Raw genomic sequence first — 13,355 nt, 5'->3', positions numbered from 1 at the left:
GAACTGCTAGATGCTTCGAACTGCTAGATGCTTCGAACTGCTAGATGCTTCGAACTGCTAGATGCTTCGAACTGCTAGATGCTTCGAACTGCTAGGTGCTTCGAACTGCTAGGTGCTTCGAACTGCTAGGTGCTTCGAACTGCTAGGTGCTTCGAACTGCTAGGTGCTTCGAACTGCAACAACGCACTGCCCGAACCCCGGTTTTGAAACCCTTCAGCGATTACCCTGAGTGCTGAGGAATTCCTACGACTGCCATTCAGCTACAGCTTGAAACCTTTTCACACCACGTTGCTTCGCGAGGGCTTCGTGGATGGAGCCGGTGTCTCGCTCCATGGAAAGCAGTGTAGACCCGCCAGCGTCAATCCAATTGGATGAAAGGAGCGCGTTTTCACGGTCAATTCGTTCGATCGCCGCCTGCCGAAGCGTTTGCGGGAATCCAAGCGGGCGCGCCTTGTCGCGCAAGCAGGCATCGTCCCCGGGTGGCGCCATTCAGCCCAGGACGCCACGTTGGCGGAATGATGGTAATGAAATTGAAAGAATGTCTGCCGAATGAGCCCAGGCAGCGCATCGTGTGAGCGAGCGTGTATCCAGCCCGGACGACCATCTTGCGGTCCAAGCCAGCTAGCTCCGCGGCGACGAGCGATTACGGACGTGCTGCGCAACGATGCCCCGTACGGTCACCGCCATCGTCGTCATCATCGACAAAGCGCGCGCGTCCTTGGGTTAAATCGCGCAACGCCACGCGGGCGGTGTCGCATTTCGTTGCAGGCATGCGCAGCACGAGCCGAACGGTAAGCTCGTATCCACTATCGACCAATTCGGCCCCTTCCTGTTCGATCCAGCGTCGCACGCGCGCTTCGTCGGGGTAGTCGATTTCTATCGTCAATTGGGCCTGCGCGATTCGCTCGACGCGTTGCGCCTGTTGAAGCGCGGTCGCAATGGCATCGGTATAGGCGCGCACCAGCCCGCCCGCGCCGAGTTTGACACCGCCGTAGTACCGCACGACCGCGGCCAATACGCCGTCCAAGTCGTGGTGGCGCAGCACTTCGAGGATCGGGCGTCCCGCCGTGCCCGAGGGCTCGCCGTCGTCGGACATCCCCGACTGGCCGCCCGCGAGCAATGCCCAGCAAACATGCGTCGCGCTGGGGTGCGCTTCGCGCAGCGAACGCAGCGCCTGCATGGCTGCGTCGCGATCGGCGACGGGGATGGCATGCGCGATGAAGCGGCTCTTGCGAATTTCCAATTCGGCCGAAACGGGGCCGGCGAGCGTGAAGGTGGGCAAAACTAACTTATCCCCAGTTTATGTTGGCAAACTTGTGAATAACCTGCTCATAGCCTATGTAAGTGCTTGATGCGAAAGCATTGATCGCTCAGGTTCGCATTTGCGGCACGCTCGTCGATGCAATGAACCGAGGCGCGCGACGCCACTCGGTCGCCTGTTCGAACGCGTACCCGAAGCCAAGCAGCCGGGCTTCGCTCCAAGGCGCCCCGACGAACGACAGCCCAATCGGCAGTCCACGCACGAATCCCGAAGGCACCGTCAGATGCGGGTAGCCGGCCACCGCGGCCGGAGAGGAGAAGCCGTCGCCGGCGCTGTCGCCGTTGATGAAATCGGTGAGCCAGGCGGTCCCGCCCGTGGGGGCGACGATCGCGTCCAGCCGATGTTCGCGCAGTACGCGGTCGAGCCCATTGTCTCGTGCGCCCAGACGGCAAACGTCGAGCGCACGCCGATAGGCGTCGCTGTCCAGATCGCCGAGCGCCTGCGCTTGCACGAACAGTTCCTGCCCAAAGAATGGCATCTCCTTCTCGCGGTGCGCTTCGTTGAAGGCGATCAGATCCGCGAGCGTGCGCACCGGCGCGTGCGGCGCGAATTCGGCCAACCACCGCGACAGACCGTGTTTGAATTCGTGCAGCAAGACGGCTTGCTCTGCGTCGCCGTAATCGACCTTCGGCAAGTCGATCGGATCGACGAGCTCCGCGCCGAGTACGATCAACTGCGCTAGCGCGCTTTCGATCTGTTGGTCGATTTCATCGTGGCCCGTGAAAAAGGCACGGGCTACCCCAAGGCGCGCACCGCGCAATGCGTCCGGACGAAGCGCCCCGAGGTAGTCGTCCGGCGGCGGTGCGCCGAGCGTAGCGGGATCGCGCGGATCGGAGCCAGCCATGGCCGCGAGCAAACGCGCGGCGTCGCGCACCGTTCGTGCGATCGGCCCGGCCGTATCTTGCGTGTGCGAAATCGGAACGATCCCGTCGCGACTCACCCGTCCCACCGTCGGCTTGAGGCCGACCACGCCGTTGATCGACGATGGCGAGACGATCGAGCCGTCCGTTTCCGTCCCCACCGCCATCGGTACGAGGCCGGCGGCGACAGCGGCCGCCGAGCCGGAACTCGATCCGCTCGTGTTCCGATCGAGCCCATAGGGGTTGCGTGTCAGCCCGCCGCGTCCGCTCCATCCGCTCGTCGCGCGTGTCGAGCGAATGTTCGCCCACTCGCTCAAGTTCGCCTTGCCGACGATAACGGCACCCGCATCGCGCAGACGTCCGATCAAATGGGCGTCGCGTGCGGCACGCACGCCGTCGAGTGCAAGGGAGCCCGCACTGGTCGACATGCGGTCGCCCGTCGCGATGTTGTCTTTGATCACGATCAGTGCGCCGTGCAGCGCGCCACGCTCGTTGCCGGCGACTCGCTCCTTGTCGAGCGAGCGGGCGATCGCTGGAGCGTCGGGGTTCAATTCGATCAGGCTATTCAAACGCGGGCCGTGGCGGTCGATTGCCTCGATGCGGGCCAGCGCGGCGTGCAACGCGGCGGTCGAATCGATCGCCCCCGTATCGGCCAGGGGCAAGCTTGCCGGCGTTGCTTCTAGATGGGGCCTCGGCCGGGCTGCAGCGCTGGCGGCCCACGTCCTGGTAGCGGACGAAGCGGCGGCCAGCCAGCCGATGGAGGCAAAAAAGCGGCGACGTTTCATGGAACGGCCTGTTTTAAATGAATTGTTGTCACCGGACAACCGCGGCGCGATCCGAATCGGCCCATGACGGAACGGACGCGATCCTTCAAGCTGCCGGAACTATTCGCGGTGCCCATGGCTCGAATCCGCGCGTATCGTGAACCGACGCGCCGACATCTGACGAAAGCCCCTGCACGGTGTGCGATTATCGAATGCGGAAAGCGAAATTGGCAATTGCGGATTCCTTCGGCAAGATTGCCGTCCATCCGTGGCCGGACGATGGCATCATATGCGCCTGCGTTTCTCCGCCACGCCCCATTTATCATCTGTTTTACCCCGAATATGTCCGATCTGATCGTCCATGGCGGCCTCCCGCTTCGCGGGGAAATCGTGCCGTCCGCCAACAAGAACGCCGTGCTGCCGATTCTGTGCGCCACGTTGTTGACCGACCAGCCGCTGCGGCTAGTCGGCGTGCCCGATATCACCGACGTCAAGAAAATCCTCGATATCTTCCGTGCGCTCGGCAGCGACGTGTCGATGGATTTCTCGACCGGCATCCTCGATCTGCACCACCACGCCACGACGTTCGATCCGGCCAAGCATCGGCTGCCGGAGGAGATGCGTTCGTCGATCATGCTCGTGCCGCCGCTACTGGCGCGGTTCGGCGTGGCGCGGCTCGAAAACGACGTCAAGGGTTGCACGCTCGGCGTACGCGAGATCGACCCGCACGTCGAGGTATTCGAGCGTTTCGGTGCGCACATCGAGCGCACCTCCGATTCGCTGATCGTGCGTGCCGAGACGCGCATGGCCGCGAACGATCATTGGCTCGATTACGCGTCGGTTACCACCACCGAAAATTTCGTTCTATGCGCCGCATGCGCAACGGGCACCTCCACGCTCGTCAACGCAGCCTCGGAACCGCACGTCCAGGAGTTTTGCCGGTTTATCGCGATGCTCGGCGTGCCCGTCGAAGGGATCGGCACCTCGCGGTTGGCCGTGGAAGGCGGACACCGGCTAGGCGGCGGCGAATTCCGTTTCAGCGAAGACTTCCATGAAATCGCGACGTTCCTGGCGCTGGGCGCGATCACGGGCGGCGACATCGTCGTCAAGAACAGCGCGCCCGAACAATTTCCGTTGATCGACCGTACGTTTGCGAAATTCGGTGTCGACCTGGTTCACCGCGACGGCTGGTCGCGGGCGATGCGCGACGGCCCGCTGCGCGTGCGCCGGCCCTTCACGCCGAATATCTTGACGAAAATCGAGGCGGCGCCCTGGCCGTATTTGCCCGTCGATTTGCTGCCGATCTTCATCGCACTCGGTGTGCGGGCCGAAGGCAGCGCCATGTTCTGGAACAAGGTGTACGACGGGGCGATGGGATGGTCGGTCGAGCTGTCGAAGTTCGGGGCTCATGTGTTCTTGTCCGACCCGCATCGGCTCATCACGTTCGGCGGCATCCCGCTGAGCCCAGCGAAGGTCGAGAGCCCCTATATCATTCGTGTCGCGATCGCCTTGCTCATGGTGGCATCGAGCATCGAGGGGCGCTCCGTCATCACGAACGCGCTACCGATCCGGCGCGCCCATCCGCGTTTCGTCGAAAACCTGCGCTCGGTCGGCGCGAACGTGGAGTGGACTGCGGGCGATTGAGTCGCGGGCTGTTCGCCACCGCGCGCGCCGATTGCCGGGGCGACGAAGGGCGGTGGCATGCGCTTCGTCGCCCCTGCCGCGCGGCCGCGTTTATTGCTGCACGCCTGCTTTCTTCGCCAGCTGCTGGGCCATCGCGTAGTGATGCTCGATCACGGGCAAGCCCTTTTGCGCGAGCTTTTTCAGGTCCGCGTTCTGGCCGTCGGATATTTCCTTCTTGAACGCGGCGATCGCATCTTCGTGGCCCTTGAGCCCGATCTTCGCGACATAGGCATCGTCGAATTCCTTACCCTTCAGCGGCTTCAATTCACCTAGCACGCTCGTATCGGAATTGTCTTTGGGCACCTGAACCCCATGCGGCGCTGCCGCCTTCAATTCGACCGTCAACTTCGTATGGTCGAGCATCATGTGATGGGCGAACGACTTCACGTTCTTATCGTTCGAATTCTTCTGGGCGAGTTTGGCCGCATCGATTTCCGTCGACGACGACATCGACGCCGCTTGCACGAAGGCGCGGTCGGGCTCCGGCAGCGGATTGGCCGCCGTGGTGGACGCGGCTTGCGTTTGGGCTTCGGCGATACCGACCGGGAGCAGCAACGCGCAGCAGGCCAAGGCTAGAACGGTTCGCTTCATTGGGGCTCCTGAATGATAAAAAAGCACAGTGTTGAAAGAGGCAACGATGCGCGCCGGTCAGAGCGTGACGCGTCCGTGTTTGCTGCGCCGCAAACGGCGTACCCAGCGCTGGCTGCAAGCATTCGGGCGCGGGCTTTGCTCGCGCGTCGTTTATCGCGATCGATCAAATAGCGTGGCTGACATGGAGACAATGCCGCTGACCCTCGACTGGCCCTCCGCGTGCGCACGCCTAGCATGCGCGCTCGTTGCCGGCGCCGCGTTCGGATTCGATCGCAGCGAATCGGGCAAGGCGGCCGGATTGCGCACCACGATCCTCGTCTGCCTCGCGGCCTGCGTCGCTATGCTGCAAGTGAACGCGCTGCTCGAACAAACGGGCAAAGGACCGAGCAGCTTTGCCGTTCTCGACCTCATGCGTCTGCCGCTCGGCATCCTGACGGGGATGGGCTTCATCGGTGCCGGCGCGGTTTTTCGCAAGGACGGCATGATCAGCGGTGTGACGACAGCCGCGCTGCTCTGGTTCGTGACCGTTGTCGGCCTGTGTTTCGGCGGCGGGCAATACGGGCTCGGCGGCGTGGGAAGCGTGATCGGCCTCGCGGTGTTATGGGGATTGCGTTTCGTCGAGCACCGGCTCGAGCGCCGCAAGGCGGCTTCGCTGACGGTCCGCTACGCGATCGATTCGGATTGTCCGCGCCGATTGGCCGAACAGTTGGCGAAGCTCGGCTGCACGCTCGAGCCTCGCGGCGCACTTTTGCAACCATCGGACGGAACGTGCGAATCGCGCTACTTCGTGCATTGGAAGGAGCAATTCGATGCCCACGGTGTCGCTCAGCAGTTGAAAGGGGCTGGCCTCGAAAGCGGCGCGCAATGCGTTCAATGGGCCATGATCGATTGATCGTGAACGCGCGCCCTTCGGCCTCGCGCCGTACCCCGAACGTTTTGCCGCGCTTACGGCGTTCTCAAAGGCGATAGCGACGGATTTTCCGACTGGGTATAGCGGCGTTCGACCGCTGCCCGTGTCTTCGCCCGGCTTTCGTTCGAGTGCAACGAATCGCATCTCAGGCTCCTTGGAGCGAGGCACCCGCGCGCGTTTCGTCGCGCGCGGTGAGGGTCCAAAGGGGGGCGGTAGATCCGCAGGTCGATGCGTTCGCCGTGCGGCGACGGCTCGGCGGGGCCGAGCCCGCCTTAGGCTATATCCGCCCGAGCACGACGAGAATGACGACGATGACGACGATGAGACCGAGCCCGCCGGTTGGTCCGTAACCCCAACTGCGGCTATACGGCCAGGCGGGAAATGACCCGATCAAAAGCAGGATGAGGATAATGAGCAAGATCGTGCCTAACATGGCGCCCTCGCTTGACATGGTTGAAAACGCGCGGCGCGAGCCGCTGGCGATCTGAACCGCAACTTCCATGCCGCAGGGGATAGGGCCGGGCAAACCCGCTAGCCGCTAGGATTTGGACGTTTTATGCACGAGCCGGAATAGTCGCCCGTTCGTCGACATTACAAACGGGCTACGCCGTGATGACATATCGCGCCGTGGGGGCGAAGGCGCAACCCTTGGCAAAAGAACCGGCGCCGGGCGCGCGCTAGTCGGCCGCCTCCAGGTTCTCGATGACAGCCGCCAAGAATCGCGCGGCTTCGCCGCCCGTCACCACGCGATGGTCGAAGGTCAAGCTCAGCGGCAACAACGCATGCACGAGCGCCTTGCCTTCCCGCGCCACAACCGCGTCATGCACGCGTCCGGCGCCAAGAATCGCCACGGTCGGCGGCACGACGATCGGCGCCGCGTATTTGCCCGCGATCATGCCGAAATTCGACAGCGTGATCGTATTGCCGCGCATTTCCTCGGGCGGGATCTTGCGGGCCTTGATATCCGCGCGCATCCGGTCCAAGCCCGCGCGCAAATCGGCCGCATCGCGATGGGCCACGTCGCGCAAAACTGGGACGAATAGGCCGTCGGGCAGATCCACGGCGATACCGACATCGATCTTCGCCAGCACCCGTCGCCGTGCGGTGCGCCCGTCGAACCACGCATTGAGCCCGGGTTGGGCCCGGCACCCTGCTACCAGGGCACGAATCAATCGAATCGTCACGTCCGCGCCCGGCTTCCAGGCATCGATATCCGCATCGTCGATGACCGTCGCCGCCGCCACTTCGCTTTGCGCTTGCGCCATGTTCTGCGCCATCGCGCGGCGAACGCCGCGCAACGGTTCGGGCGGCCCCAGCTCCGCGAGCAGCTTGGCAGTGCGCTCCACGTCGGTGGAGGTGACGACGCCGTCGGGGCCCGTCGGCATCACCAGCGTCAAATCGAGGTCCAGTTTTCGGGCCAGCGCGCGCACGGCCGGTGTCGCCTTCACGGCCATGGTGCCGACGCGTGCGCCAGTGGGCGAGGCAAAGCTCGGGGCGGCTTCGCGCACCACGCGCTCGCTCGCTTCCACGCGCCCGACCACGGTGCCGGTATCGGCCGCACCGCCTTCGCCCTCGAAGCCGACCAGCGCCGCTCCTAGATGCACGATGTCGCCTTTGCTGCCGTATAGCTTGGCGATCCGTCCTGTTTGCGGCGAAGGAATGTCGACGATCGCCTTCGCCGTTTCCACGGAGACGAGCGGCTGATCGGTGTGAACCTCATCGCCGGCCTTGACATGCCATTCGACGATTTCGGCCTCTTGCAGCCCTTCGCCGAGATCGGGGAGCTTGAAGATGTTCATGTGGACGCCTCGAGCGTTTTTCGCACGGCGCCCACGATGCGCGCGACGCTCGGCATGTACTGCGCTTCTAGCCGAAATAGCGGGACGACGACGTCAAACCCGGTCACGCGCTCGATCGGCGCGAGTAGCGAATACAGTCCGCGCTCGGCGATCGCGGCCGCGATCTCGGCGCCGAGGCCGCAAGTACGCGGCGCTTCGTGCACGATGACGCAACGGCCGGTCTTGGCAACGGACGCCAAGATCGTGTCGATGTCGAGCGGTTTGAGGGTTGCGACATCGATGACTTCGGCGGCAATGCCTTGCGCAGCCAATTCATCGGCAGCCCTAAGCACTTCTTGAAGCATGGCACCCCACGAAACGAGCGTGACGTCGGTGCCTTCGCGCAACGTAAAGCACGTGTCGAGCGGCAGCGCCTCGCCATCGTCTTCGACACGTTGTTTGAAAAGCCGGTACAAGCGGGTAGGTTCGAGAAAGATCACCGGATCGGGATCGCGGATCGCCGCCAGCAACAGCCCGTAGGCGCGCGCCGGCGAAGAGGGCATGACGACGCGCAGCCCCGGAATATGAGCGAACAGCGCTTCGGGACTTTCCGAATGATGCTCGGGCGCGTGAATGCCGGCGCCGCAGGGCGAGCGAATGACGAGCGGGCAGCTCAAGCGGCCGCGCGTCCGATGGCGCAAGCGGGAAGCATGGTTGAGCACCTGATCGACGATAGGGTAGATGAAGCCGGTGAATTGAATTTCGGCGACCGGATGCAGCCCCATCGCCGCCATGCCGATGGCAGTGCCCGCGATGCCGGCTTCGGCAAGGGGCGTATCGAGCACGCGTTGTTCGCCGAATCGCGCCTGGAGACCGAGCGTCGCGCGGAATACGCCTCCGTTCGCGCCGATATCTTCGCCTAGCAGGACCACGGCGGGATCGTGCTCGAGCGCATGGGCGAGCGCAAGGTTCACCGCTTCCACTAGCGCGATGTCAGCCATGTTCGCGCTCCGACGCACTGGCGAAGTACTGCGCCGTTTCCCGTTGTTCTTTCAACGCGTGCGGCAGCGCCGCATAAAGATGATCGAACATGGCGCCGACATCGGGCGGGGCGACGCCGAGATACGCTTGAACGGCCGCCTCGACAGTTCGTTGGCAGTCCTGATTGAGTTGGTCCTCGCGCGTTTTATCCCATGCATCAAGGGCGATCAAATATTTTCGCAAGCGCACGATCGGTTCCGCGCGCCACGCTTGCGCCACGAGTTCGGGATCGCGATAACGCGTTGCATCGTCGGCCGTCGTATGGTCGCCTAGACGGTAGCTCAACGCTTCGATCAGCGTGGGGCCGTCGCCGCGCCGCGCCTTGGCGAGTGCGTCCTTGGCTGCCGCATGGACGGCGATCACGTCGTTGCCGTCCACTTGCCGCCCTTCGATGCCGGCTGCGATCGCTTTTTGCGCGAGCGTTCGAGCGGCCGTTTGTTTGGTGCGCGGCACCGAGATGGCCCATTGATTGTCGTTGACGACGATGACGAGCGGTGCCTGCCAAACGCCGGCCATATTCATCGCTTCATAGACATCGCCCTTCGATGTGCCGCCGTCGCCGACGATGGCCACGGCCACGCGCGGTTCGGCACGAAGACGGAACGCATAGGCGGCGCCGGCTGCGTGGGCAACCTGCGTGCCGATCGGGACGCAATTGGGAAAATCGTGCGGTGCGGCGCTAAAGGCGCTCCCGCGCTCGTCTCCGCCCCAGTACAGCAAGCTTTCCGTCATCGTGACGCCGCGCAGCAGTTGCGCCGCATGATCGCGATAGGAGGGAAAGAGTGCGTCTTCGGGGCGCATCGCCGAGGCGAGGCCTACGCCGATTGCCTCTTGCCCCACACTCGAGGCGAACGTGCCGAGCTTGCCGGTGCGCTGCAGCGCAACGGCTTTATTGTCGAACGCGCGGGTCAGCACCATCGCGCGATAAAACGCCGATAAGGCTTCCGGGTCGTTGGCGAAGTCGGGTAGAGGCTGCGTAGGGATGCCGTCAGCGTCGAGAAACTGGGTGTACTCGATTTGAAAGCTGGCGACCGTGGTCATGATCGATGTCCTCGATGCGCGTCCCGCGCCCGGGCGCTACCGTTGTTCTTCTTCAAACGTTAGTACGTTTGTTTCCGAAAACAAGGTTCGGCGCTCGCCCAGCGCGGGCGGCGGCACATGCGTCGGCGCCGCTCGTGAATGCGTCTGCGGGATCGCGCCAACGCTGCGCCGGGATTCGAATGGAGCGCCGCACGCTCAATGGATTGTAGGCACCGGGGCGCAAAGCGCGAGCGGTTCTTTGGGGACCGGATCGGAACGCGAAGGCTTAGGCTTCGGGCGCCGGCGGGCTAGGCGGGACGCCGAGCAATTGCAGCGCGCCGCCGGCGACCGCCGAAAATACGGGCCCCGCCACCGTACCGCCGTAGTACGAGCGCTTCGTCGGCTCGTCGATCATGACGGCGACGACGAGACGCGGGGCGTCGATCGGCGCGATGCCGACGAACAGCGAGCGGTATTTGTTCTTGGCGTACCCCTTTCCGGCGTGCTTCCACGCGGTGCCCGTCTTGCCGCCGACGCGATAGCCTTCGACGTGCGCCGCGCGGCCGGTGCCGCCTGTGTGCGTGGCCGCTTCCAGCATCGAACGCAGCGTGGCCGCGCTCGATTCGGTCGTCACACGAATCGAAGGGGGGCTGGGAAATGACGATGCGTCGTTGCCGTCGCTCGCAATCAGGGCGACGGGCCGCAGCGTGCCGTCGCCGGCGAGCGCTGTATAGGCTTGAGCCATTTGCAGGAGCGACGTCGACAACCCATAGCCGTAGGCCATCGTCGCTTGTTCGACGGGGCGCCAACGCTGCCATGGTCTGAGCTTTCCCGCTGCGACGCCGGGAAACGGCAACGGCGGGGCGAGCCCAAGGCCGTATTGGCGATACGCCGTCCATAAGGTTTCGGGCGGGAGCATCAGGGAAATTTTCGCGAGTGCGATGTTGCTGGACGTGGCGAGCGCCTCGGCCACGCTGACGGTGCCGTGGTTGGACGTGTCGTGGATCGTGTTCGGCCCAATGCGGTACCAACCCGGTGCCGTATCGATGAGCGTATCGGCAGTGAGCTTGCCGCTGTCGAGCGCGGTGGCGATCGCCAGCGGTTTGATCGTGGAGCCCGGTTCGAAGGTATCGACGGCCGCGCGATTGCGCATCGTCTTAGGCGTGAGGTCCGCGCGGGCATTCGGGTCGAACGAGGGGGCGTTGGCCAGTGCGAGGATTTCGCCCGTGTTCGCATCGAGCACCACGACGCTTCCCGCCTGCGCTTGATGGCGTTCGAGCGCGGCTTTCAGTTGAGCGAAGGCGAGTTGCTGGATGCGCCGGTCGATCGTCAATCGAATGGTTCTTCCATGATGCGCAGGCACAAGCGGACGCAGATCGGACACGACGCGCCCGAGCCGATCGCGGATGACGTCGCGCTCTCCAGGTTCGCCGGCCAGCACGGCGTTCGCGGCCAATTCCACACCTTCTTGCCCGACATCGTCGATATCGGTCAAACCCACGACGTGTGCCGCCGATTCCCCTTCGGGATAGAAGCGTTTGGACGACGGGATCTGCGCGATCCCGCGCAGGCCAAGATCGGCAATGCGGCCAGCCGTTTGGGCGTCGACGTGCCGTTTGAGCAAGACGCGGGTGCGTGCGGATGCGAGGCGCGCTTGCAATTGTGCGGATGAAAGCGCGAGGTGTTTGGCGAGCGGTTCGACAGCGGCAGGTTCGATACGGTCGGGCTCGCCCCATATTTCGTAGGTGGCGAGGCTGACGGCGAGCAAGGCACCGTGTCGATCGACGATATGGCCGCGTTGAGCGTCGAGTGCGAGCGTTTGGCGATGCCGCTTCTCGCCTTGCGCGACGTGAAAGTCATGTTCGACGATTTGAACCCATCCGGCACGTGCGACGAGCCCGACGAATGCGAGTGTGACGACGGCCATGACGCAGGCAGAACGCTTCGCGTGCCAGCGCGGCGCGATCAATTCGTCGTTTGCAAGCGAACGGGACGAATAGGGGGTGGTGCGGTTCGGCTTCGGTGGGGTCATGGAACGCGGAGGCCAACCGAAAAGGCGGCAGCATGGAGACCGAATGCATTGTAATGAAATCGTAATGACAAGTCGAAAGCGAAAGTTGCACGAGGCACGCTGGCCTTCCCGTCGCGAGAGGGAACCCGGCCGATTTGGGTGCCCTATGCGCCTCGTTCAGCGGTGAACTAGAATGGCAACGGATCGCGCCTTTGGCTGATCGATTTCGAGATAAGACGGGTAGGCTATGATGACGCGAATCAACGACCTTTCTCGACTACCCATGACAGCAGTTGTATTCGACACCCTGGCTTATGCGGAACGGCTCGAAGCGGCCGGCTTTACGGCCGAGCAGGCGAAGGGGCAGGCGCACGCGCTGCGCGAGATCGTCGACAATCAGATCGCTACGAAACAGGACATCGCCGCGCTGGACGGCGATGTGACGACGAAGCTGGCCGGGATGTCGACGAAGCTGGCCGAGATGTCGACCAAGCTGGCCGAGATGTCGACCAAGCTCGCGGAATTTAAGACGGACCTCATCAAGTGGCACATCGGCACGATGCTCGCGATGACGGGTTTGATCGTGGGTCTACTGAAATTTCTCCACTGACACCGCCCAGCGTCGGTCGGCCACGCGGAAGCTGCATCGCCGCATGGCCGACCGAACGCCGGAGCCGATCGTACTGCATCGAAGTTAAGCCCGCGCCCTCTTAGGCCGGCAACGAGAACCCCGAGATCGCCTCTCGCAGCACGCCTGCCTGATCCTTCAGCGATTGCGCGGCGGCCGCGGCCTGTTCGACAAGCGCCGCATTTTGCTGCGTCACCTTATCCATTTCCCCCACGGCGCGGTTCACTTGCTCGATGCCCGCGCTTTGCTCGCGCGACGCGTGGCTGATCTCTTCGAGGATTTCATTCACGCGGCGCACCGACTGCACGATTTCGCCCATCGTCGAACCCGCGTTGGCCACGAGTGCGGCCCCTTGATCGACGGTGTTCGTCGACGTTTCGATCAATGCCTTGATTTCCTTCGCAGCGGTAGCGGAGCGTTGTGCCAGGCTACGCACTTCCGAGGCGACGACGGCGAAGCCGCGTCCTTGTTCGCCCGCGCGTGCCGCTTCCACGGCTGCGTTCAGCGCGAGGATGTTCGTCTGGAATGCGATCCCGTCGATCACGCCGATGATGTCGCCGATCTTTTGCGAACTTGACGTGATCTCGGTCATCGTGCGCACGACGTCGTCCACGACGCTGCTGCCGCGCGTGGCGACATCGGCGGCTTGTTCGGCGAGCTTCGCGGCTTGCGACGCGCTGTCGGCGTTCATCTTCACGTTCGTCGTCATTTCGTCCATGCTCGACGCCGTCTGAACGAGCGCGGCCGC

At 63.7% G+C, this 13,355-nt stretch carries 12 protein-coding genes; 3 read left to right on the top strand and 9 right to left on the bottom strand.

Features of this window, described 5'->3' with window-relative positions:
• Positions 1-643: 643 nt before the first annotated feature.
• Both ACTHN9_RS16935 and ACTHN9_RS16930 read right to left on the bottom strand, forming a co-directional pair.
• On the bottom strand, positions 644-1,282 hold the full coding sequence (locus ACTHN9_RS16935; protein WP_440537933.1) for an IMPACT family protein: 639 nt from the start codon (positions 1,280-1,282) through the stop codon (positions 644-646).
• Between the two features lie 88 nt (positions 1,283-1,370).
• Positions 1,371-2,966 carry an amidase gene (locus ACTHN9_RS16930; protein ID WP_440537932.1) on the bottom strand — a complete coding sequence of 532 codons (1,596 nt, stop codon included), beginning with the start codon at positions 2,964-2,966 and terminating at the stop codon, positions 1,371-1,373.
• 321 nt (positions 2,967-3,287) lie between these two features.
• Between ACTHN9_RS16930 and ACTHN9_RS16925 the strand changes: the two genes are divergently transcribed.
• Positions 3,288-4,589, top strand: coding sequence for a UDP-N-acetylglucosamine 1-carboxyvinyltransferase (locus ACTHN9_RS16925; protein ID WP_440537931.1), 1,302 nt, complete (start codon positions 3,288-3,290; stop codon positions 4,587-4,589).
• 90 nt (positions 4,590-4,679) lie between these two features.
• On the opposite strand, the gene ACTHN9_RS16920 is transcribed toward ACTHN9_RS16925, so the two are convergent.
• The gene (locus ACTHN9_RS16920; RefSeq protein ID WP_440537930.1) at positions 4,680-5,219 is read right to left on the bottom strand and encodes a DUF4142 domain-containing protein; all 540 of its coding nucleotides are present in this window, start codon (positions 5,217-5,219) and stop codon (positions 4,680-4,682) included.
• A 181-nt stretch (positions 5,220-5,400) separates the two neighbouring features.
• On the opposite strand from ACTHN9_RS16920, the gene ACTHN9_RS16915 reads away from it, so the two are divergent.
• Positions 5,401-6,111, top strand: coding sequence for an MgtC/SapB family protein (locus tag ACTHN9_RS16915; protein WP_440537934.1), 711 nt, complete (start codon positions 5,401-5,403; stop codon positions 6,109-6,111).
• A 295-nt stretch (positions 6,112-6,406) separates the two neighbouring features.
• Here the strand turns inward: ACTHN9_RS16915 and ACTHN9_RS16910 are convergent, their stop codons facing one another.
• The 5 genes from ACTHN9_RS16910 to ACTHN9_RS16890 form a co-directional block, all read right to left on the bottom strand.
• Positions 6,407-6,562, bottom strand: coding sequence for a DUF3309 family protein (locus ACTHN9_RS16910; protein ID WP_440537929.1), 156 nt, complete (start codon positions 6,560-6,562; stop codon positions 6,407-6,409).
• Positions 6,563-6,806: 244 nt separating this feature from the next.
• On the bottom strand, positions 6,807-7,928 hold the full coding sequence (locus tag ACTHN9_RS16905; protein ID WP_440537928.1) for a dihydrolipoamide acetyltransferase family protein: 1,122 nt from the start codon (positions 7,926-7,928) through the stop codon (positions 6,807-6,809).
• Positions 7,925-8,908, bottom strand: coding sequence for an alpha-ketoacid dehydrogenase subunit beta (locus tag ACTHN9_RS16900; protein WP_440537927.1), 984 nt, complete (start codon positions 8,906-8,908; stop codon positions 7,925-7,927). The genes ACTHN9_RS16905 and ACTHN9_RS16900 overlap by 4 nt, the downstream gene beginning before the upstream one ends.
• Complete coding sequence (gene pdhA / locus ACTHN9_RS16895; protein ID WP_440537926.1) at positions 8,901-9,989, bottom strand: pyruvate dehydrogenase (acetyl-transferring) E1 component subunit alpha; 1,089 nt, start codon at positions 9,987-9,989, stop codon at positions 8,901-8,903. The genes ACTHN9_RS16900 and pdhA overlap by 8 nt, the downstream gene beginning before the upstream one ends.
• Before the next feature lie 265 nt (positions 9,990-10,254).
• Complete coding sequence (locus ACTHN9_RS16890; RefSeq protein WP_440537925.1) at positions 10,255-12,000, bottom strand: peptidoglycan D,D-transpeptidase FtsI family protein; 1,746 nt, start codon at positions 11,998-12,000, stop codon at positions 10,255-10,257.
• 262 nt (positions 12,001-12,262) lie between these two features.
• Here ACTHN9_RS16890 and ACTHN9_RS16885 point away from each other — a divergent pair, with 262 nt between their 5' ends.
• Positions 12,263-12,589 (top strand): hypothetical protein, encoded by a 327-nt coding sequence (locus ACTHN9_RS16885; RefSeq protein ID WP_440537924.1) that lies wholly within the window; start codon positions 12,263-12,265, stop codon positions 12,587-12,589.
• Between the two features lie 100 nt (positions 12,590-12,689).
• Here the strand turns inward: ACTHN9_RS16885 and ACTHN9_RS16880 are convergent.
• A partial coding sequence (locus ACTHN9_RS16880) for a methyl-accepting chemotaxis protein (protein WP_440537923.1) occupies positions 12,690-13,355 on the bottom strand: 666 nt, incomplete at its 5' end.

The organism is Trinickia sp., from assembly GCF_051953405.1.
In the GTDB taxonomy this organism is placed as follows: Bacteria; Pseudomonadota; Gammaproteobacteria; order Burkholderiales; family Burkholderiaceae; genus Trinickia.
This window is presented reverse-complemented; position numbering and strand designations above follow the sequence as displayed.

Coding starts and splice junctions, on each gene's coding strand:
- ACTHN9_RS16885 (WP_440537924.1), top strand. CDS start 12,263: ATGACAGCAGTTGTATTCGACACCCTGGCTTATGCGGAACGGCTCGAA.
- ACTHN9_RS16905 (WP_440537928.1), bottom strand. CDS start 7,928: ATGAACATCTTCAAGCTCCCCGATCTCGGCGAAGGGCTGCAAGAGGCC.
- ACTHN9_RS16910 (WP_440537929.1), bottom strand. CDS start 6,562: ATGTTAGGCACGATCTTGCTCATTATCCTCATCCTGCTTTTGATCGGG.
- ACTHN9_RS16915 (WP_440537934.1), top strand. CDS start 5,401: ATGGAGACAATGCCGCTGACCCTCGACTGGCCCTCCGCGTGCGCACGC.
- ACTHN9_RS16890 (WP_440537925.1), bottom strand. CDS start 12,000: ATGACCCCACCGAAGCCGAACCGCACCACCCCCTATTCGTCCCGTTCG.
- ACTHN9_RS16920 (WP_440537930.1), bottom strand. CDS start 5,219: ATGAAGCGAACCGTTCTAGCCTTGGCCTGCTGCGCGTTGCTGCTCCCG.
- ACTHN9_RS16925 (WP_440537931.1), top strand. CDS start 3,288: ATGTCCGATCTGATCGTCCATGGCGGCCTCCCGCTTCGCGGGGAAATC.
- ACTHN9_RS16900 (WP_440537927.1), bottom strand. CDS start 8,908: ATGGCTGACATCGCGCTAGTGGAAGCGGTGAACCTTGCGCTCGCCCAT.
- pdhA (WP_440537926.1), bottom strand. CDS start 9,989: ATGACCACGGTCGCCAGCTTTCAAATCGAGTACACCCAGTTTCTCGAC.
- ACTHN9_RS16930 (WP_440537932.1), bottom strand. CDS start 2,966: ATGAAACGTCGCCGCTTTTTTGCCTCCATCGGCTGGCTGGCCGCCGCT.